Here is a 19,259-nt window from a genome sequence, read left to right as displayed (position 1 = left end):
TTCGTGCCCCTGCCGCCGGTCGAGTTGCGCCGACACTACGCGCACTGCACCACAACGAATCGAGCCGTTTCGTCCCTGCGCCCGCGGTCAGTGGTTTAGCGTGCACTCCATACGTGAAGTAGTTCGATCGATCGACATGGAGGAGTGCGGGGATGCGGTTCACGAATGTGGCGACAGCAATAGGGGCTTTGGCTGCTTCGGCGGTGCTGGCTGTCGGACTGACGCCGGGCGTCGCGGACGCGAGCCCCGATCCGGTGAAGTACGTCAATCTCGGCGACAGCTACTCGGCGGGTTCCGGGGTGCTTCCGCTTGCCGCGGACGCGAGCCTCGGGTGCGCCCAGTCAGCGCACAACTACGCGAAGATCATCTCGCGGGCCAACGGATTCGACCTCACCGACGTCAGCTGCGGCGGTGCGACGACCGACGACTTCTTCTCCTCGCAGCAGTCCGGCGTCAAACCTCAGCTCGATGCGCTCGACGAGAGCGTCGACCTGGTGACCTTCTCCATTGGAGGCAATGACGAGGACCTCTTCGGGGGGACCGTCATGAACTGTGTGGTCGCCGGGATCAGCACGGCGATGCACGGAGCACCGTGTGAGGCGAAGTACGCGAAGTCGGTGGCCAAGACGATTCGTGGGACGACCTACCCGAACCTGGTGAAGGCGATGGCGGCGGTGCGAGCGAAGGCGCCGAACGCCCGCGTCGCCGCGCTCAACTACCCCTGGATCGCGCCCGACCGTAATGCGCCGTGCAACGGCATGCCGATCTCCGCGGGCGATGGCAAGTTCACCCACCGCGTGCAGGCCGAGCTCAACGACGCGATCGCACGTGCGGCGAAGAAGACAGGCGTCACTCTCGTCGACGTCGCGACTCCCTCCACCGGCCACGACGCCTGCAAGCCGATCGGCGTGCGATGGATCGAGCCGCTGCTGACCACCGTCCAGTTCGTGCCCGTCCACCCGAACGCGCTGGGGGAGCGCCGCATGGCCGCGGTCACGGCCAAGGCCCTCGACCTGAAATAGGGCACCGGGTTCTGTCTCGGGTCGACTGCGTCCGAAACGCGACGGCAGTGCGACCTGCCGGGGATAGACATGGGACCGCGGCCGGTGATCGTCGTAGGCATGACGACTATTCCTCCTCATTCCTGGCGATCGGTGGTCGCGCGGGGTTCTTCGTCCGGGTCTGACACGTGTCGAGGAGTGCGGCGGTGAGCGCGGCTCCTAGAGCGGGCGGTGGAGTCGCTCGCCTGCAGATCGACCTCGAAGCGGTAGCCGCGAATACTCGCCTGTTCGCTGACCGTACGGGCGGAGAGCTGATGGCGGTGGTGAAAGCTGACGGCTTCGGCCACGGCGCGACGGCAATCGCGCGCACCGCGCTCGCCCATGGGGCCTCCCGGCTCGGGGTCGCGAGCCTGGCGGAGGCGTTCGCGTTGCGCGCCGGCGGCGTGGACGCACCGCTACTTTCGTGGCTCAACCCCGGCGACGCTGATTGGGGTGCGGCACAGGCCGCACGGGTCGACGTCGCGGTGCCCTCACCGGAGCACCTGTGTGCCGTCACAAGGGCCGCTCCGGGCAGCCGGGTTCATCTGCATCTCGATGTCGACATGGCGCGCGATGGTGTGCGAGCCGAGGACTGGCCCGATGTGTGTTGCTGTGCGGCGCGAGCAGAACGCGAGGGTCAGATCCGTGTCGTCGGTGTGATGGGACATCTGGGATGCGCGGGAGAGTCGACTCACACGCAGGCTGGCGCTGCGGCGAACGATGTGGCGCGAGAACGCTTCGCGTGGGCTTTACGAGTCGCGCACGACGCCGGCCTGCGTCCAGTCGACCGACATCTCGCGGCTACAGCGGCGACCCTCACCGACCGCCGAACCCATCACACTATGAGTCGCATCGGTGCAGGTCTAGTCGGGATCGATCCGTCGAAGACCACGGAACTCCGTCCCGCGCTGACGTTGACTGCGCCGGTCGTCACGATCCGTTCTGTGCGTGTTGGAACCGCGGTCGGATACGGCCACACGTGGGTCGCTGAACGGCCTACTCGGTTGGCGCTGCTGCCGCTCGGGTATGCAGACGGGCTGCCGCGTGTCGCATCGGGCCGTGCTGAAGTGCTGCTGGCGGGACGACGCTGCCCGATTGTAGGACTCATCTCCATGGATATGACGGTCGTCGACATCGGCGACTTGGCGGTCTTTCCAGGCGATCTGGCGATGGTGTTTGGACCGGGCGACGCGGGCGAGCCGACCGTTCGTGACTGGGCGCACTGGGCAGACACGATCGAGCACGAAATCGTCACCCGCCTAGGGCCACGACTGAATCGCACCGTCACACCGCCACTGTCTCGACTCATTTGAGGACCACAGCGTGATCAAGCAGCCCGATACCGCCCAATACCGAGTCGCCGTCATCGGCGGCGGCGCAAACTGTGAACACGATGTATCCATCGCGTCTGCCGCAGCCGTCGTCGCCGCGCTCGAGTCGTTCGGGCACCAGGCCATCCCGTTCACCATCGACCCGTCTGGCCAATGGCGTGCTGGCCGACGACAGATCGACTTCGGAACAGCGGTCACCATGCTCCGCGACTGTGATGTGGTCTTTCCCGCTCTCCATGGGCCCCGAGGCGAGGACGGAACTGTTGCCGGACTGTGTGAACTAGTAGGCGTCCCCTACGTGGGAAGCGGGGTGGGTGCTGGGGCGCTGGCCATGGACAAGTGGGCCACCAAACTTGTGGCCGGTGCGGTGGGTATCGCGACTGCGCCGGCGACATTACTGACTGAGAGCACGGCAGCGTCATACGCCTTTTCTCAGCCTGTGGTAGTAAAGCCGCTTTCGGCAGGCTCCAGTTTCGGAGTCGGCTTGGCGCGTACGCCCGTCGAGCTGGCGACGGCGTTGGCTGATGCGTTCGAGTTCGGCGACCGCGTCCTGGTCGAGGACGTCGTCGTGGGCCGCGAGATCGATGTCGCTGTCCTCGGTCGGCCCGACGGGTCGCGTCTCGTCGCACCCGCTCTGGAGATCATCGTCGAGGAGCTGTTCAGTCACGCGGACAAATACGGTGGGGCCGCAGGCTTCCGTGTCCCCGCGGAGATCGAGGATGCCGACCGCATTGCGCTCGCCGATGCCGCTGTCGCCATGTACGACGCACTCGGCTGCTGCGGATTGGCCCGGATCGACTACTTCCTCACCGATGAGGGGCCGGTCCTCAACGAAGTCAATACGATGCCGGGATTCACCGAACAGTCCCAGGCGCCGAAGATGTTCGCCGCGGCCGGAACGGGATATCCAGATCTGGTCAACCTACTGGTCAGTGACGCTATCGCCGGTGAGTAGTTGCGGAGACGTGATTGCGCCCTCTCGCGTCTACTTACGTCCCACCCGAATCTGGTTGACCACGAGCGCGACGCAGACGACCGTCGCGGTCACCGCGGCCACGCCGAGTGCGACGGTGATGCCGTGTTCGCCGGGGCTCGCGGCGAGAATCGAGCCGACGATCGCGCTGCCGACGGCGCCGCCGACCGTGCGTAGGACCTGGTTGAAGCTGACGGCGCTGCCCACTTCGAACACGGCGACGTTGCGCGCGATCAACGTCGGCATCGCCGCGTACGCCGAGCCCATACCGAGGCCGAACAGGGTCATGCCGACGAGGATCTCCCACAGCTCGTCGTTGGTCAGCCAGATCATCAGCGCGGATGCCGCCATCAACGACGATCCGGCGGGGAGCATCGTCGTCATCGATCCGGGGCCGAGGCGCCGGACGAAACGGTTGCCTGCGAGGCTGCCGATCGACAGCGGGAGCATCACGAATCCGGCCCAGAACAACGGCAGCTCGAGGCCGTAACCGCTGGCCTTCGGGGCCTGCGCGATGATGCTGATGGTCGACAGACTCATGTACATCGCGACACCGAGGCCGATGGCGGTCAGGTTCGCCAGGAGGACGTCGGGGGATCTGACGACATACAGGTTGATCAGCGGATCGTGCGTGCGCAGCTCGACGGTCGCCCACGCGACGAGGCAGGTCGCGCCGACGAGCGCGACGATGATCGTCGGCACCGACAGCCAGCCCCAATGCGACCCCTGGCTGACGGCGATGAGCAATCCCGCCAACCCGATGGACAAGAGTGCGGCCCCCGCGGTGTCGAAAGGGCGAGCCGTCCCTGCCTCGCCGTCGGCGGGCACCCACTTCCAGACGACGATGATCGCCGTGAGCACGAAGACGGCCGCGAACCAGAAGGCGACGCGGTAGTCGAGGAGACTCGCGAGGACGCCGGTTAACGGATAGCCGAGGCCGAGCCCGGTCGCGACCGTGACCGACAGCGTCGAGATCGCCGGATCGGCACGACCCGCGCCGAGGTGACGTCGGGCCAGCACGATGGTGATCGGCACGATTCCGTAGGTCAGGCCCTGCAGGGCGCGACCGATGAGGAAGATCCCGAACGTCGGTGCGGCTGCGGCGACGGCCGACCCGACGAGGATGACGCCGAGCGAGATCAGCAGCAGTCGTTTGGTGTTCAGGCCGTCGGACAGTCGGCCCATGATCGGGGTGGCGACGGCGCCGACCAGAAGGTTCACCGTCAGCATCCATTGCGCTGCGCTCACCGACACGTCGAGTTCGGACGCGATCGACGGCACCAGGAGCATGCCGAGCGAGCTGACGATCGACGTCGTCAGCGCCGCATAGATGAGGCTGGGAACGAGTGACCTGCTGGTGTTCACCGACTCCCTGCTGGTGTTCATCGAGTCTCTGCCCCGAATCCACAGGTGCACAGGGCGGAAGAGGGAGTCACGTTCTCCGTTCTACCCGCCGTGTCGGTCGTTCCGTGAATCGGCGTGATTCAACTGGTCAGCGCGGAGCGCGGCGTGATTCAACTGTCAGCGCGGAGCGCGGCGTGATTCAACTGTCAGCGCGGAGCGCGGCTTCGTTGACTTTCGTCAGGACTGTGTGCAACTCCTCGAGATCGTTGAGGTCGACGCCGAGGGCGTCGACCACTTGGCCGGGAACGGCGAGTGCCTGCTCCCGCAGGTCGGTGCCCGCTTCGGTGAGGAGGATGTCGACGGTGCGCTCGTCGTCGATGCTGCGTCTACGGGTGATGAGCCCGTTGGTCTCCAGCCGTTTGAGCAGTGGCGACAGCGTGGCCGAATCGAGTTGCAGGAGGCGGCCGATCTCTTTGACTGGCAGGGGCGACGTCTCCCACAGGGCGAGCATCACGAGATACTGCGGATGGGTCAGGCTGAGCGGTTCGAGGACGCGTCGATAGATCTTGAGGATCGACCGATTGGCGACGGCGACGGCGAAGCACACTTGCCGGTGCAGCAGGAGTGGGTTGCCGTCAATCTCGGTGCTCATGGCGACAGTCTAGACCGATCTGGTAGTGCACGATTGAATAGCGCATACAATTGTGCGATATTGAATAGTGCACGATTGAATCGACGTCAGGAAAGATGCTGTGAGCAGTCGCCCGAATCCGATCCAGTGGGTCGCTTACGTGTACGGGGCGAAGCTGCCCGACTCGCAATACGACTGGGTCCGCAATGACCTGACGGGGCGGTTCGCCACGCCGAGGCATCTGATCCGCGCGCAGGCCGCGTTCGTTCCGATCTATCTGGCTCTGTACTTCGGTTTCCCTGGAGAATGGTGGATCCGCGCGCTGATGGTTCTGCTCGGCGCGTTGTTGGCGTTCATTTACTCGATCGCCTACAAGGACCAGAACCGGGTCAGGCGACTAATGAAGCACGGGCTCGGACACTCCCCGCTGACCCAGCGTCAGCAGGCGGCGGCGGATGTGGCGAAAGTGAAGTACGAGGCCGTCTATGCCTCGCGTCGCTCTGGAGCCTGAGTCGGCCGGTTCGATGAGCGTGCGGCGATAGTCGAACCTGTGTTCTATAGACGTGACTCGGTTGTGACCGTGTGAGCTTGGCATGTCGCCGCTTTGGTCACTACTGTCACAGGAGTCCCACTAGTCACACAGGCCACGAGAGTTGTGCGTGTGGTCCCGCCCGAAGGGGTTTGCAGTGCCGAATGTCCGACCCAGCCGCGCCAAGAAGAGAAGTCTCACCTTCGCCGCTCTGGGGCTGGCCCCTGCGCTCGTCGTGGGTGGTCTAGTCGTCGGCGGCACCGACATCCTGAACGACGACGTCGGCCTCGCGGCTGACTCGCCGATCACCCTCACCGGGCACGGACACGGACACGGACGTGGCCTCGGGCAGTGGGGAGCGTACGGCTACGCCAAGAAGGGGTGGTCTGCGGATCAGATCCTGCGCCACTACTACGGCAACACCACCGCGGGGAAGGTGAGCAAGCCCGACGTCACGGTCTCACTCAGTGAGAAGAAGTCGGTGAGTGTTCATGCGGCAGCGGGCATGCGCGTAGGTGGCCAGACGGTGGCTCCCGGACAGGCGGTTCGTCTGTCCGGGGGCAACGCCGCCATCACTCAAGGATGCGGTGGCGCAGTCGTCAAGACGGTCAAAGCCGCCCAGGTCGACCCGATCAACACAGCGCCCAACCGTCCCGCGAACGAACTTCTCACCTTCTGCTCGGGCGACGAAGCGTACCGCGGCTCCATCGGCGTCGACTCGTCCGGCGTCGTCAACAAACTGCACGTCGACGACTACGTCAAGGGTGTGATCCCCAAGGAGTCCATGCCGTCGTGGGGCGACTCGGGTGGCTTTGAAGCGCTCAAGGCGCAAGCCGTCGCCGCCCGCTCGTACGTCGTCGCGGGCCTGGAACAGGGCCGCAAGATGGACAACACCCAGCAGTCGCAGATGTACCACGGCGCCGGCGGTGAGGATCCGCGCACGAGCCGTGCCGCCGACGCGACCGCAGGCCAGATCAGGCTGCTCAACGGCAAACCTGCGCTCACCGAGTTTTCGGCGTCCACCGGCGGATACACAGCGGGCGGACTCTTCCCAGCCGTCGTCGACGCAGGTGACTCGATCTCGCCGACCCATAACTGGACGGCGACGGTCAGCGCCGCGAGCATCGCGTCGGCCTTCGGTGTCGGCGGACTCAAGAGCTTCGAGGTCAGCGAGGCCAACGGGCTCGGCGACGGCAGCGGACGCGTCGTGAAGGTCCGCGTCGTCGGAACCGATCGCACCGTGGAAGCGACCGGCGATCAGGCGCGCACCAAGCTGCAACTCAAGTCCGACTGGTTCGCCGTCCAAGGCCAGAAGTCCATGCCGAAGATCGTCAAACCCCAGGTCGGTCCGGAGTCCCCCGGTGGTGGGGGGCTCCTCGACCTCGGTCCACTCGGCGACGTCCTGAACAAGGTAGTCCCAGGGCTGTCCGCACTCGGCATGCCTGACGATTTGGACGGGATCGCGAACAAGGTGCAACCGTTGATCCAGAAGCTGATCGAAGAGGGCACCAAGGCGCTCAACCAGAAGGCTGCGTCGCTCGACCGTCCGGTGAACCGGGAGCGCAGCGACAACAGCCAGGGCTCCACCGGCACCGTCAGCGCTCCCGAACTCCTCACCGACGGCCGTGGCATGCAGGGCCTCGTCCAGGTCTTGCAGAACGGCGTCCTCTACTTCAGTCCGATGACGGGCGCGCACGCCCTGTTCGGTGACGCTCTCACCGACTACCTGGACAAGGGCGGCCTGGACAAGCTCGGCTTCCCGACCGCCGACGCGCTGCGCTAACCACCTGAACTCCGCTACCGCAGGCAGCATCAGCGCTGCTGTCGCACACTCAACACCGTTGTCGCACTCTCAATGCGTCTTCACCGCCTGGGTCGAGGCTGCGGAGACGCACTGAGACTGTGGGACGGTAGTTGAGGGTGCGGTACGTCGGTTGAGACTGTGATCTGCCGCCCGCCCGGCCGCGTGCTCGGCGAATACTCAGGTTCGGTCCGTTACCCTGACCTGTTGTGACGAACAACAGTGAATTCGATCTGATCGTCGTCGGCTCCGGGTTCTACGGCCTGACCGTGGCAGAGCGCGCAGCGACCCAGCTCGGACAGCGGGTGCTCGTCCTGGACCGCCGCGATCACATCGGCGGCAACGCGTACTCCGAAGCTGAGCCGGAGACGGGCATCGAGATCCACAAGTACGGCGCCCACCTCTTCCACACCTCCAACGAGCGGGTGTGGGAGTACGTCAACCAGTTCACCGGCTTCACCGGTTACCAGCACCGCGTGTTCGCGATGCACGGCGGTCAGGCGTACCAGTTCCCCATGGGACTCGGCCTGGTCTCCCAGTTCTTCGGTCGATACTTCTCGCCCGACGAGGCGCGCGCGTTGATCGCCGAGCAGGCGGCGGAGATCGAGTCTGCCGAGGCCGCGAACTTCGAGGAGAAGGCGATCAGCCTCGTCGGCCGCCCGCTGTACGAGGCGTTCATCAAGCACTACACCGCCAAGCAGTGGGAGACGGACCCGAAGAACCTGCCCGCAGGCAACATCACCCGCCTGCCGGTCCGCTACACCTTCGACAACCGCTACTTCAACGACACATACGAGGGCCTGCCCGTCGACGGTTACACCGCGTGGCTGGAGAACATGGCGGCCGACGAGAAGATCACTGTCCGCCTGTCCACCGACTGGTTCGATGTTCGCGACGACCTACGCGCCGCGAACCCTGACGCTCCGATCGTCTACACGGGCCCACTGGACCGCTACTTCGACTACTCGGCGGGCCGACTCGGCTGGCGAACTCTCGACTTCGAGACCGAAGTCCTGCCGACCGGCGACTACCAGGGCACGCCCGTCATGAACTACAACGACGCCGACGTCCCGTTCACGCGCATCCACGAGTTCCGCCACTTCCACCCGGAACGCAAGAATTACCCGGCCGACAAGACCGTAATCATGCGCGAGTTCGGCCGCTTCGCCAACGACGACGACGAGCCGTACTACCCGATCAACACCCCGGACGACCGCGAGATGCTCGCCGCCTACCGCGAGCTCGCGAAACTCGAGACCACCGACTCCAAAGTCCTGTTCGGCGGACGTCTGGGCACATATCAGTACCTCGACATGCACATGGCGATCGCCAGTGCACTGACCATGTTCGACAACACGCTGGCCCCGCACCTGCGCGACGGTGCGCCGCTGGCGTCGGGAGCGGAGTAGATGAGCAACTCGGAAACGGGAACGCAGAGCACAGCCGTCAGTCTTCTGCAGCGGGTCATCTTCCCGCGGCCCGGTGAACCGCTCGACGTGCGATCGCTGTACCTCGAAGAGGCGTCGACCAACAGCGGCCGCGCCCACGCGCCGAACCGGACGAGCGTCATGATCGGCGCGGACTCGGAGGCGAGCTTCGCGACCTACTTCAACGCGTTCCCCGCGTCGTACTGGCGGCGCTGGAGCGTCCTGGAATCTGTGGTCCTCCGAGTGGAAGTCACCGGCACCGCCCGCGTCGACCTGTACCGATCGAAGATCGACGGCTCGCGTATCGGTGTCGGCGGCGACCTCGTCGAGATCGGCGAGGACGGGACCGGAGTCATCGAACTCGAGACTGATCTCGGCCCGTTCGAGGACGGCGGCTGGATCTGGTTCGACGTCACGACCGACACCGAGACCGAGATCGTGTCGGCGGGCTGGTACGCGACGATCGAACCCGCCGGGGACGACCGCGCGGGCGTCACCGTCGGAATCCCCACCTTCAACCGTCCGACCGACGCCGTCGCGGCACTGGCCGCGCTCACGTCGGACCCGCTCGTCGACGGAGTGATCGACGCCGTCATCATGCCGGATCAGGGCACCAAGAAGGTCGTGGACGAGCCCGGATACACCGAGGCCGCGACTGCGCTCGGCGACCGTCTGCGCATCTTCGACCAGGGCAACCTCGGCGGATCCGGTGGCTACTCGCGCATCCTCTACGAAGCGCTTCGCCTCACCGACAGCCCGTACATCCTGTACATGGACGACGACATCATGATCGAGCCCGACTCGATCCTGCGTGCCCTCGCCATGTCGCGGTTCGCGAAGAGCCCGATGCTCGTCGGCGGCCAGATGCTCAACCTGCAGGAGCGCAGCCACCTGCACTGCATGGGCGAAGTCATCGACCGCAACAAGTTCATGTGGACCGCAGCGCCGCACGTGGAGTACGACCACAACTTCGCCAAGTACCCGCTCACCGACCGTGAGAACTCACAGCACCTACACCGACGCATCGACGTCGAAGGCAACGGCTGGTGGATGTGCATGTACCCGCGCGAAGTCGCCGAAACGATCGGACTACCTCTCCCGCTGTTCATCAAGTGGGACGACTGGGAGTTCGCGCTCCGCGCGGCCAAGGCCGGCTACCCGACGGCGACCGTCCCGGGCATCGCGATCTGGCACATGGCGTGGAGCGACAAGGACGACGCCATCGACTGGCAGGCGTACTTCCACCTGCGGAACCGGCTCGTCGTCGCATCGATGTACACCGACGGCTCGATCGACGGCATCCTCAAGTCGATGGCCAAGGCGACGGCGAAACATCTGTTGTGTCTCGAGTACTCGACGGTCGCCATCCAGAACGAGGCGATCCGCGACTTCCTCGCCGGACCCGACCACATCCGGTCGATCCTGCCGACCGCGCTCGGCAAGGTCGCGGGCATCCGAAAGCAGTACCCGGACGCCGTCGTCCTGCCGTCCGCGCAGGAACTGCCGCGGACCTCCGGCGAGGCGACCGCGTTCGGTGTGGCCGTCCCTGAGGGCAAGGCCGCCAAGGTCAAGACCTTGGTGAAGGCGATCGTCAACAACGCGCGTCCAGCCGACCCACGCCACCACGAGGTGCCGCAGGCCAACTATCCGCCGATCGAGGCCCGCTGGTTCTCCCTCGGTCGCGTCGACGGCGTCACCGTCACGACGGCGGACGGCCGCGGCGTCGTCTACCGTAAACGCGACCGCGACACGATGATCGCGCTCGGCCGTGAATCGGCCGATCTCGTCAAGGAATTGCGCGACCGCTTCGATGACATGCGCGTCGAGTATCGGAACGCGCACGACGACCTGGTGAGCAAAGAGAGTTGGGCGCGTGTCTTCGGAATCGATTGAGTTGAACGGCAACGGCAGCGACGAGCCCGCTCGCGGCGAGGCCGCGCTGCTTGTCGCCGTCCAGTCGGCCATCGCCGACCGGCCCGGCGTTCTGTCGGGCGCGCGCGGGCTCTCCCACGTTGGCGAGCACTCCCTCGGCTGGCTCGCGCTCGCCGGCGCGGGCGCGCTCGCCGCACACCGCCGAGGTGACGCCATCACACGTCGACGCTATGTCGAGGCCGGAGCGGGAGCGTTCACCGCGCACGCCGCATCCGTCGTCATCAAGCGGATCGTGCGACGACGTCGTCCGAACCACCCGGACATCCGCGTCGGAGTCGGCACGCCGAGCAAGCTGAGCTTCCCGTCGAGCCACGCCACGTCGACGACGGCCGCCGCGATCCTGCTGGGCCGAGCCGCCGGTCTGCCGGCCGCCGCGCTGCCCGCCGCGCTGGTGCCGCCCATGCTCGTTTCACGTTTGGTGCTCGGTGTCCATTACCCTTCCGATGTGGCTGCGGGTGCGATCGTCGGGGCGCTCACGGCCGGAGCGGTCATCGCCGCCGATGCGAAATACGAGGAGCAGTAGATGAGCGAGGAGCCGAACGACACCGGCGTCACCGGTCCGCCGAAGAGTCTTCCGGCGGGACTGATCAAGGCGCTGCGTCCCCGGCAGTGGGTCAAGAACGTCCTGGTCTTGGCCGCCCCGATGGCCGCAGGCAGCGACACGCTGACCGACGGTGCGGCCATGGGACGTGTCGGTATCGCCTTCGTCGCCTTCTGCCTGGTCGCGTCTTCGATCTACCTGATCAACGACGCACTCGACGTCGAAGCCGACCGCGCGCATCCGACTAAGCGGTTCCGGCCGATCGCGGCGGGCGTGGTGCCCCGCAATCTCGCGTTCGCGCTCGCCGTAGTGCTCGCCGTCGCATCTGTCGGCATCGCCTTCCTGGCCAACTGGCAGACGGCCGTCACCATCGCCGTCTACCTGTTGATTCAGCTCGGCTACTGCTTCGGGCTGAAGCATCAGGCCGTCGTCGACGTCTGCATCGTCTCGTCTGGCTTCCTGCTCCGTGCGATCGCCGGCGGTGTGGCCGCCGAGCTACCGGACGGTCTGTCGCAGTGGTTCCTGCTCGTGATGGCGTTCGGTTCGCTGTTCATGGCTGCGGGCAAGCGTTACGCAGAACTGCAGCTCGCCGAGCGCACCGGTGCGAAGATCCGCAAGTCGCTGCAGTACTACACGACCACCTACCTGCGTTTCGTCTGGACGCTGTCGGCGACCGCCGTCGTCCTCTGTTACGGGTTGTGGGCGTTCGACGCCAGCCACGAGGAGAACGTCTTCTACGCGATCTCAATGGTGCCGTTCACCATCGCGATCCTGCGTTACGCGGTCGACGTCGACGGTGGCCAGGCCGGCGAGCCCGAAGAAGTCGCGCTCGGCGACCGGGTGCTGCAGGCACTCGCCGTGGCGTGGGTGGTTCTCGTGGCTGTGGCCGTCTATGTCCCGGTCTGAGACAGAGCGTTCCTCACTGCGTGACCGCCTGAACGGCAGCCGCTTGATCGCGCCGGTCGCGAGCTTCTCGATCGGTGCGATCGCGGTGACCGTGCTGTTCGCGATCGGCGCCTGGCAGCGCCGATGGATCGCGGACGACGGACTGATCGTGCTGCGCACGGTGCGCAACCTGCTCGCCGGGAACGGCCCCGTGTTCAACGCGGGCGAGCGCGTCGAAGCGAACACGTCCACGGCGTGGACCTACATCATGTGGTTCTTCTCGTGGGTCACCGGAGCCGAGCACACTGAGTACGTCGCGCTCTGGGTGGCGCTGATCCTGTCGGTGTCCGCGATCCCGCTCGCCATGTACGGCACGGCGCGCCTCTACGGCGCGCGAGTCACGTCAGCAGGCTTCGGTCTGCTGCTGCCGCTCGGCGCGATCGTCTACATCGCGATACCGCCCGCCCGCGACTTCGCGACGTCCGGCCTGGAGAACGGACTGACGATCTTCTGGGTCGCGGCGCTCTGGTGTCAGCTGATCGCGTGGGCGCATCGCCGCGGCAGCGAACCGACCCGGTGGTCGCGGACCGCCTTCCTGCTTCTCTCGTTCACCGCGGGCCTCGCGCCGCTGATCCGTCCCGAGGGCGCCATCGTCGGCGTCCTCGTCCTGCTGCTCCTTTTCTGCTCGCAGATCAGTTGGAAGATGCGGGTCGCGATGGTCGTCGTCGCAGGCGCGCTGCCCGTCGGCTACCAGATCTTCCGCATGGGCTACTACGCGGTGCTCGTCCCCAACCCGGCGATAGCCAAGGACGCCAGCGGGTCCAAGTGGTCGCAGGGCCTGCAGTACCTCGGCAACCTGTTCGGCCCGTACGCCCTTCTGCTGCCGGTGATCATCGCGGCGGTCGTCGGGGTGCTGCTGGCCGCGGTCGCCCTCCTGAATCGGTCCACGACCGTCGAGGAGGCCGACGGCGTGGCCGGGGGCGGCCCGTCGGCCGAGCGTGACGACGACCTCCCCGAGGTTCTCGACGATCACGCTGCGCCGTCGTCGCGTGAACGGTTCGTCCGGCGTGCTTCTTCACTGTCGACCGGCTGTCAGAGTTCCCGCGCAGTCGTCGCGACGATGCTCGTCGCGGGACTGATCCTGTCGGTCTACTGGGTGCGTCAGGGCGGCGACTTCATGCACGGCCGTGTCCTGCTCACCCCGTTGTTCATTCTGCTGCTGCCGGTCATGGTGGTTCCCGTCGTCGTTCCGGCAACTGTGCGGACCCGCAGCGGACAGCTGCGGCTCGCGGCAGCGGTCGCCGTCCTCGCCGGTGTCGGAGCCACCGTCTGGTGGGGTGTCGCCGTCCACGCGAACACCCTGCCCAATGCGGGAACTACGATCGGCCGCAACGGCATCGTCGACGAACGAACCTTCTACGTCACGAACATGGCGAACGAGAACCCGGTGACGGCGGAGGACTACCTCGAATATCCGCGCATGAACGCGATGGTCGAGACGATCCGTGAAGTGCACAAGACGGGCGGCATCATCCTGCCGTCGCAGAACTTCGACGAGTGGTACGTCGCGGCGCTGCCCGACAAGATGCCGCCGGGTGTCCCGCGACAGACCACCGTCTACTTCCTCAACCTCGGTATGACGAGCATGAACGCGCCGTTGGACGTCCGAGTCGTCGACCAGATGGGTCTGGCGTATCCGCTCGCCGCGCACACGGCGCGTCTGGAGGACGGACGCATCGGGCACGACAAGGACTTGTCGAGTGCATGGGTCGTCGCCGAATCGGGTGGGGTGATCACTCGGCCGGGCCTGCCCGCGTATATGTCGAGGGATCAGGTGAAGTTGGCACGGGCCGCGTTGAAGTGCCCCGACACGCAAGAGCGATTCGCGTCATATCAGGACACGTGGACGTTCGCGCGGTTCAAGGCCAATCTGACCGACTCGCTGCACTTCAACGGGTACCGGATCGCTCGCCAGCCCGAGTACGAGATCCTGCGGTGCGGGCTGCCGATGCCCGCGAACCTCGATGAGAAGTAACGAAGCGGAGCCTGTGATCTATATGAGTGAGAGATACGACAAGAGCTTGCCGTCGATGATCTCGAAACGGTAACGTCCTTTCCCGATCGATCGATAAAAGTGTGACAAGGTTCGACCCCCGTGGGTCGAATGCGAATCGGATGGCTGCACCAGTACCGACACGCGTGATTCGAATCACAGCGTTTGGGTTGGGGTGCTGCTCCCGATAAGCTTCGTCCATCCGATGCGGATGTGGCGTGAGTGAATCGCGAGAGGCACCGGCCGACAGAAGGTCCGAGGGTGGGGAGCCCACCTCCGGGTCGGAACAACGTTAGGGAGATTTCAGTCAATGCGTGAAGCGAAGAGCACGCGGCGCCTCGGGCGCAAGGTGACGGCGGTCGTCCTCGCGGTCGTCACCGCGCTGGGCATGATGAGCACGGCCATCGGTTCGGGCAAGGCAGACGCCGCCCCGGGGTTCCAGGAGTTTTGGATCGACGCCTGCGGAATGCCGACTAACGGCGCGTTCGGCAACAAGTCGATGGCTCCGGGCAAGGTCAAGGTCCGTGCCTGGAAGAAGAACTCGAACCAGCGCACCGTGATCCTGCTCGACGGCATGCGTGCCCGGTACGACCGCAGTGGCTGGGAGATCGAGAGCAACGTTCAGAACCTGGTGAACCACGGCGTCAACGTCGTCGAGCCGGTCGGCGGGCCGAACAGCTTCTACACCAACTGGGATGCGCCCTCGAACTTCAACGGCCAGAAGAAGCGGTACATGTGGGGTTGCGTCATCGACAACCGCCTGGTGCCCGCTCTCCGCAGCCGCGGCTTCAAGGGCAAGCGCAACAAGTACGCGATCATGGGCCTGTCCATGGGCGGTAGCGCCGCGCTCGTCCACGCTGCGAAGCGTAAGGACCTCTACTACGCAGCCGGCTCGCTGTCGGGTTACAACTTCCTGACCGCTCCGGGCATGCGCACCATGCTCCGTGTCGCGATGCTCGACGTCGCACCGGCGCCCTGGAACATCGACTCGATGTGGGGCGCTCCGTGGAGCCCCCGCTGGGCCGCCAACGACCCGGCACGCATCATCAACCAGCTGCGCGGCCTCAAGCTGTACATCGGTGCCGGCAACGGTCTGTTCGGTCGCTACAACTACCCGCAGAACGTCATCGACGACTTCTTCAAGGGCACCCCGCTGGAGCTCCTGGCATTCGCCCAGACGAAGGCTTTCGAACTGAGTGCGACGGTCCAGGGACTGCGTCCGATGACCTACTACGCCAACGGCACCCACGCCTGGGGCTACTGGCAGGACATGGTGTGGAACGCACTGCACCGCGGATTCTTCCGCTGATCCGAGTCTGACTCGCTTCACGACGAGGCGCCTCCCGTACGGGAGGCGCCTCGTTCTTTTTGTGGGCTCGTCCCGTCGACGTATCCGTGTGGCGACACGCGAGAGTCGACTGGACGATCAGTAAAACCCCAGGTCGCCGCGAACCGTATGAAACATTAGTCACACAATTCACACGAGTAACAGCGTGGCGCGCACAAAACCCTCTACCTTCAGTGTAGAAAAACCTCAGACACGCGTGCGCGAACAGCGCGCGGAGACGAACCCGGGGCACCTCGAGGAGCACGAAGTGAAGATCTGGAAGACGGCGGCCATGCCGCGCAAGGTCGTGGCGGCGGTGGCTGTGGCCGCGAGCGCGACACTCGTGGTCGGCGGTGCGCCGATCGCGCATGCCGACCCGAACCCGGCGCCGACCACGCAGGTCGCGCCGAAACCGGAAAAGAAGACTCCGGAGAAGAAGGCGCCCGAGAAGAAGAACGATCGATCGAAGAAGAACGATCGGTCGAAGAAGCGCGCAGACAACACTCCGGCCGCCAAGCCGACGGCGCCTGCGACGGTGACGAAGGTCAATTGGTACTCGGCGCACCGCGTCGCGCTGTGGGTGCATTCGCCTGCGATGAACACTGACATCCAGGTGCAGATGCTGTTGGCCCGCGACTGGTTCGCCAAGCCCGCCGCGAAGTTCCCGCAGCTGACCATGCTCGACGGTCTGCGTGCGCAGGACGACCAGAGCGGCTGGATCATCAACACCAACGTCGAGCAGTTCTACGCCGATAAGAACGTCAACGTGGTTCTCCCGGTCGGCGGCGAGTCGAGCTTCTATACGGACTGGAAAGAGCCCGACCGCGGCAAGAACTACAAGTGGGAGACGTTCCTGACCAAGGAGCTGCCGCCGATCCTTGAGAACGATTGGCGCTCGACCGACGTCCGCGCCGTCGAGGGCCTCTCGATGGGTGGCAGTGCGGCGATGATGCTCGCCGCGCGGAATCCCGGCTTCTACAAGTTCGCCGGCTCGTTCTCGGGCATCCTGCAGTTGACGTCGTACGGCATGCCGCAGGCGATCCAGTTCGCGGTGCGCGACGGCGGTGGGTACGACTCGGCGAAGATGTTCGGCCCGCCGAGCGATCCCGCGTGGAAGGAACACGACCCGTATCTGCTCGCCGACAAGCTGAAGGGCACCAGCCTGTACATCTCGTCCGGCAATGGCGTCGTCGGCCCGCACGACAAGCCGTCCGACATCCCGCTGCTCGCGACCAACTACTCGGGTGTCGGTCTGGAAGTCCTCTCGCGCGTCACCAGCCAGCAGTTCGCGTCCAAGTTGGGCCGCCTGGGGATCCACGGGCAGGCCGTCTACCGGCCGTCTGGCACCCACACGTGGCCGTACTGGCAGTTCGAGATGGTCCAGGCATGGCCGCAGGTGGCCGGCGCACTCGGACTGTCGGGCGACAAGGTTGCGTGCACCGTGGGCGACGCCTTCAAGAAGGCTCCGCAGATTCGCGGGCTCGGCGGTTGCCTCACCCCCGAGTACGCGGTGCCCGGCGGGCGGGCGCAGGACTTCCGCAACGGTCGTATCTTCACCGGTCCGAAGGGGCCCAAGGTGGTGGGCGGAGCGATCGGCGGCGTCTACGTCCCGACCATGGAGCGGCTCGGCCTTCCGACGTCCGACGAGAAGACCGGGCGGGACGGCGTCAAGTACAACACCTTCGAACGCGGCAAGATCGTGTGGACGCCGCAGACGGGCGCGCGGGTCGAGTGACCTGGGGCACCGCGTGTCTGAACGCTCCCTGAGGATTGTCCGTGCCTTCGGCGTGGGGTCCCGTTCGGGCCCCGATTCCGACTGTCGATGCAGGTAAGGTCGCAACCATGAGTGTGAAGTTCTTCCGCGTCGCGGCGATCACGAGTCTTGCAGTGATCGCCGTGGGTGCGTTGGCGGCGTGCAACGACTCGACGACAACGAGCGCCCCGATCGGCACTGACGCCGTCACCACGACGTCGGTCGACGCATCCGACTCGTCGCTCGCGTCAAAGTCGTCCGCTGACGAGGAAGCCTCGAAGGAGGCCGAGGACGGTGCCTCGCGCGCCAGTTCGTCGGCGCCCGACACCGAACCCAACACCTCGACCAAGGTGCCGAAGAACTTCCCCGGGGTCACCACGCCGAGCGGTTCCAAGCTGACCAGCGCGGAGAAGGAGTACCTGGCCGAACTCAAACGTCAGAACGTCGAGTTCATGGGCGACACCGACAACAACGTCGCACTCACCATGGGGCAGTACGTGTGCGCCCAGCGTGCACAGAAGACTGATTCGACGATGATCAAGGCGTTCGTCACTGCCGCGATCGGCCCAATGACCGATGGTGAGGCGCAGGCGAAAGGGCAGGCGGCCAAGGTGATCAACGCCGCCGATCGTAAGCTCTGCTGACCAGGTGAGAAAACGAAAGGGATCCGCTTCCCGCCGTCTCGGGAAAGTCGCGTTGATCGTCGCGTTCCTCGGGCTCGTCGCCGTCGCACTGGTGGCGGTCCTGTTGTTCGTGCTGTTGAAGCCGCCACCGCCCGAACCGGGCGGGAAGACCCCGCCGCCGAGTTCGGGTGCGCCGGAACGCCCCGACACCCAACCCGCCGACTGCTCGGACGTGCTCGCGCTCGTCGTGCCCGGCACCTGGGAGTCGAAGGCGAACGACGACCCGCACGATCCGACGGCCAACAAGCGCTCACTGATGCTGAAGGTCAGTTCGCAACTTCAGGAACAGTTCCCGGAGAGCACCGTGGACGTCTACACCGTGCCGTACATGGCGAAGTTCCGGAACCCAGCCAACCTCGGCGACCGGCAGGCCACCTACAACACGTCGCGCGCGCAGGGACGCAAGCGCGCCGAGGAGAAGATCGCCGAGACTTCCGAGCACTGCCCGCTCACCAAGTATGTGTTGATGGGCTTCTCCCAGGGCGCCGTCATCGTCGGTGACATCGCCTCCGACATCGGCAACGATCGTGGACCGTTGTCTGCACAGGATCAGGATCTCGTCCTCGGCGTCGGACTGATCGCCGACGGCCGTCGCCAATCCGGCCAACAGCACGATGTGGGGCCTAGCCCGGACGGCGTCGGTGCCGAGGTGTCGCTCGGCGGATTCGGGTCGCTCGTGCCCGGCACCACGATGAGTGGCGCCCGGTCGGGCGGATTCGGCACACTCGCCGACCGCACGTATTCGATCTGTGCCAAGGGCGATCTGATCTGTGATGCGCCGACTGTCACCGCACCGCTCAAGGCCATCGGTCAGTTCGCCGATGCCGCGAACAATCCTGTTCACGCCATGTACGCGACCACCCGGTACTGGGAACTCGACGGTGCTCCGGCGACGGAGTGGATGGCCGATTGGGCCGCTAGTCTGATCAACCGACAGAACTGACGGGTAACTTTCCCGCCGAGTCCTGTGCCCGATCACGCTGCTTGGTTGGGAAGACGCGGTGTACCT

General features: G+C 65.6%; 16 protein-coding genes. 14 read left to right on the top strand and 2 right to left on the bottom strand.

The annotated features are described in order from the left end of the window. Positions 1-152 precede the first annotated feature (152 nt). The 3 genes from L5G33_RS10605 (at position 153) to L5G33_RS10595 (ending at position 3,326) form a co-directional block, all read left to right on the top strand. Positions 153-1,022 (top strand): SGNH/GDSL hydrolase family protein, encoded by an 870-nt coding sequence (locus L5G33_RS10605; protein WP_236998133.1) that lies wholly within the window; start codon positions 153-155, stop codon positions 1,020-1,022. Positions 1,023-1,207: 185 nt separating this feature from the next. After that, the gene (gene alr / locus L5G33_RS10600) at positions 1,208-2,353 is read left to right on the top strand and encodes an alanine racemase (protein WP_236998132.1); all 1,146 of its coding nucleotides are present in this window, start codon (positions 1,208-1,210) and stop codon (positions 2,351-2,353) included. Between the two features lie 10 nt (positions 2,354-2,363). Further along, positions 2,364-3,326, top strand: a complete 963-nt coding sequence (locus L5G33_RS10595; protein WP_236998131.1) for a D-alanine--D-alanine ligase family protein — start codon at positions 2,364-2,366, stop codon at positions 3,324-3,326. Positions 3,327-3,356: 30 nt separating this feature from the next. Here the strand turns inward: L5G33_RS10595 and L5G33_RS10590 are convergent, their stop codons facing one another. Next, positions 3,357-4,730, bottom strand: coding sequence for an MFS transporter (locus tag L5G33_RS10590; protein ID WP_236998130.1), 1,374 nt, complete (start codon positions 4,728-4,730; stop codon positions 3,357-3,359). Between the two features lie 157 nt (positions 4,731-4,887). Then, complete coding sequence (locus L5G33_RS10585) at positions 4,888-5,340, bottom strand: MarR family winged helix-turn-helix transcriptional regulator (RefSeq protein WP_236998129.1); 453 nt, start codon at positions 5,338-5,340, stop codon at positions 4,888-4,890. A gap of 100 nt (positions 5,341-5,440) precedes the next feature. Between L5G33_RS10585 and L5G33_RS10580 the strand changes: the two genes are divergently transcribed. The 11 genes from L5G33_RS10580 to L5G33_RS10530 all read left to right on the top strand — a co-directional run bounded on the left by L5G33_RS10580 (position 5,441) and on the right by L5G33_RS10530 (position 19,193). After that, on the top strand, positions 5,441-5,830 hold the full coding sequence (locus tag L5G33_RS10580) for a DUF5313 family protein (protein WP_236998128.1): 390 nt from the start codon (positions 5,441-5,443) through the stop codon (positions 5,828-5,830). Positions 5,831-6,005: 175 nt separating this feature from the next. Further along, positions 6,006-7,631, top strand: coding sequence for a SpoIID/LytB domain-containing protein (locus tag L5G33_RS10575; protein ID WP_236998127.1), 1,626 nt, complete (start codon positions 6,006-6,008; stop codon positions 7,629-7,631). A 227-nt stretch (positions 7,632-7,858) separates the two neighbouring features. Then, the gene (gene glf / locus L5G33_RS10570; protein WP_236998126.1) at positions 7,859-9,058 is read left to right on the top strand and encodes a UDP-galactopyranose mutase; all 1,200 of its coding nucleotides are present in this window, start codon (positions 7,859-7,861) and stop codon (positions 9,056-9,058) included. Beyond that, complete coding sequence (locus L5G33_RS10565; RefSeq protein WP_236998125.1) at positions 9,059-10,969, top strand: glycosyltransferase; 1,911 nt, start codon at positions 9,059-9,061, stop codon at positions 10,967-10,969. It abuts the gene before it with no gap. After that, complete coding sequence (locus tag L5G33_RS10560) at positions 10,950-11,531, top strand: phosphatase PAP2 family protein (protein WP_236998124.1); 582 nt, start codon at positions 10,950-10,952, stop codon at positions 11,529-11,531. The genes L5G33_RS10565 and L5G33_RS10560 overlap by 20 nt, the downstream gene beginning before the upstream one ends. After that, a complete protein-coding gene (locus L5G33_RS10555; RefSeq protein WP_236998123.1) occupies positions 11,532-12,455 on the top strand; it encodes a decaprenyl-phosphate phosphoribosyltransferase in 924 nt (307 codons plus the stop codon). Beyond that, positions 12,442-14,469 carry an arabinofuranosyltransferase AftB family protein gene (locus L5G33_RS10550; RefSeq protein ID WP_236998122.1) on the top strand — a complete coding sequence of 676 codons (2,028 nt, stop codon included), beginning with the start codon at positions 12,442-12,444 and terminating at the stop codon, positions 14,467-14,469. Before L5G33_RS10555 ends, L5G33_RS10550 begins: the two co-directional genes overlap by 14 nt. A 328-nt stretch (positions 14,470-14,797) precedes the next feature. Continuing rightward, positions 14,798-15,796: an alpha/beta hydrolase gene (locus L5G33_RS10545; protein ID WP_236998121.1), complete on the top strand. Its 999-nt coding sequence runs from the start codon at positions 14,798-14,800 to the stop codon at positions 15,794-15,796. A gap of 286 nt (positions 15,797-16,082) precedes the next feature. Beyond that, complete coding sequence (locus L5G33_RS10540) at positions 16,083-17,549, top strand: alpha/beta hydrolase-fold protein (protein ID WP_372476883.1); 1,467 nt, start codon at positions 16,083-16,085, stop codon at positions 17,547-17,549. A 107-nt stretch (positions 17,550-17,656) separates the two neighbouring features. Further along, a complete protein-coding gene (locus L5G33_RS10535) occupies positions 17,657-18,211 on the top strand; it encodes a hypothetical protein (protein ID WP_236998120.1) in 555 nt (184 codons plus the stop codon). Between the two features lie 4 nt (positions 18,212-18,215). Next, on the top strand, positions 18,216-19,193 hold the full coding sequence (locus L5G33_RS10530) for a cutinase family protein (protein ID WP_236998119.1): 978 nt from the start codon (positions 18,216-18,218) through the stop codon (positions 19,191-19,193). Positions 19,194-19,259 lie beyond the last annotated feature (66 nt).

The organism is Gordonia liuliyuniae, from assembly GCF_021738805.1.
In the GTDB taxonomy this organism is placed as follows: Bacteria; Actinomycetota; Actinomycetes; order Mycobacteriales; family Mycobacteriaceae; genus Gordonia; species Gordonia liuliyuniae.
This window is presented reverse-complemented; position numbering and strand designations above follow the sequence as displayed.

Bases quoted from the DNA above. Each gene is read 5' to 3' on its own strand.
- L5G33_RS10605 (WP_236998133.1), top strand. From the start codon at position 153: ATGCGGTTCACGAATGTGGCGACAGCAATAGGGGCTTTGGCTGCTTCG.
- L5G33_RS10590 (WP_236998130.1), bottom strand. From the start codon at position 4,730: ATGAACACCAGCAGGGAGTCGGTGAACACCAGCAGGTCACTCGTTCCC.
- L5G33_RS10585 (WP_236998129.1), bottom strand. From the start codon at position 5,340: ATGAGCACCGAGATTGACGGCAACCCACTCCTGCTGCACCGGCAAGTG.
- L5G33_RS10565 (WP_236998125.1), top strand. From the start codon at position 9,059: ATGAGCAACTCGGAAACGGGAACGCAGAGCACAGCCGTCAGTCTTCTG.
- L5G33_RS10555 (WP_236998123.1), top strand. From the start codon at position 11,532: ATGAGCGAGGAGCCGAACGACACCGGCGTCACCGGTCCGCCGAAGAGT.
- L5G33_RS10550 (WP_236998122.1), top strand. From the start codon at position 12,442: ATGTCCCGGTCTGAGACAGAGCGTTCCTCACTGCGTGACCGCCTGAAC.
- L5G33_RS10545 (WP_236998121.1), top strand. From the start codon at position 14,798: ATGCGTGAAGCGAAGAGCACGCGGCGCCTCGGGCGCAAGGTGACGGCG.
- L5G33_RS10535 (WP_236998120.1), top strand. From the start codon at position 17,657: ATGAGTGTGAAGTTCTTCCGCGTCGCGGCGATCACGAGTCTTGCAGTG.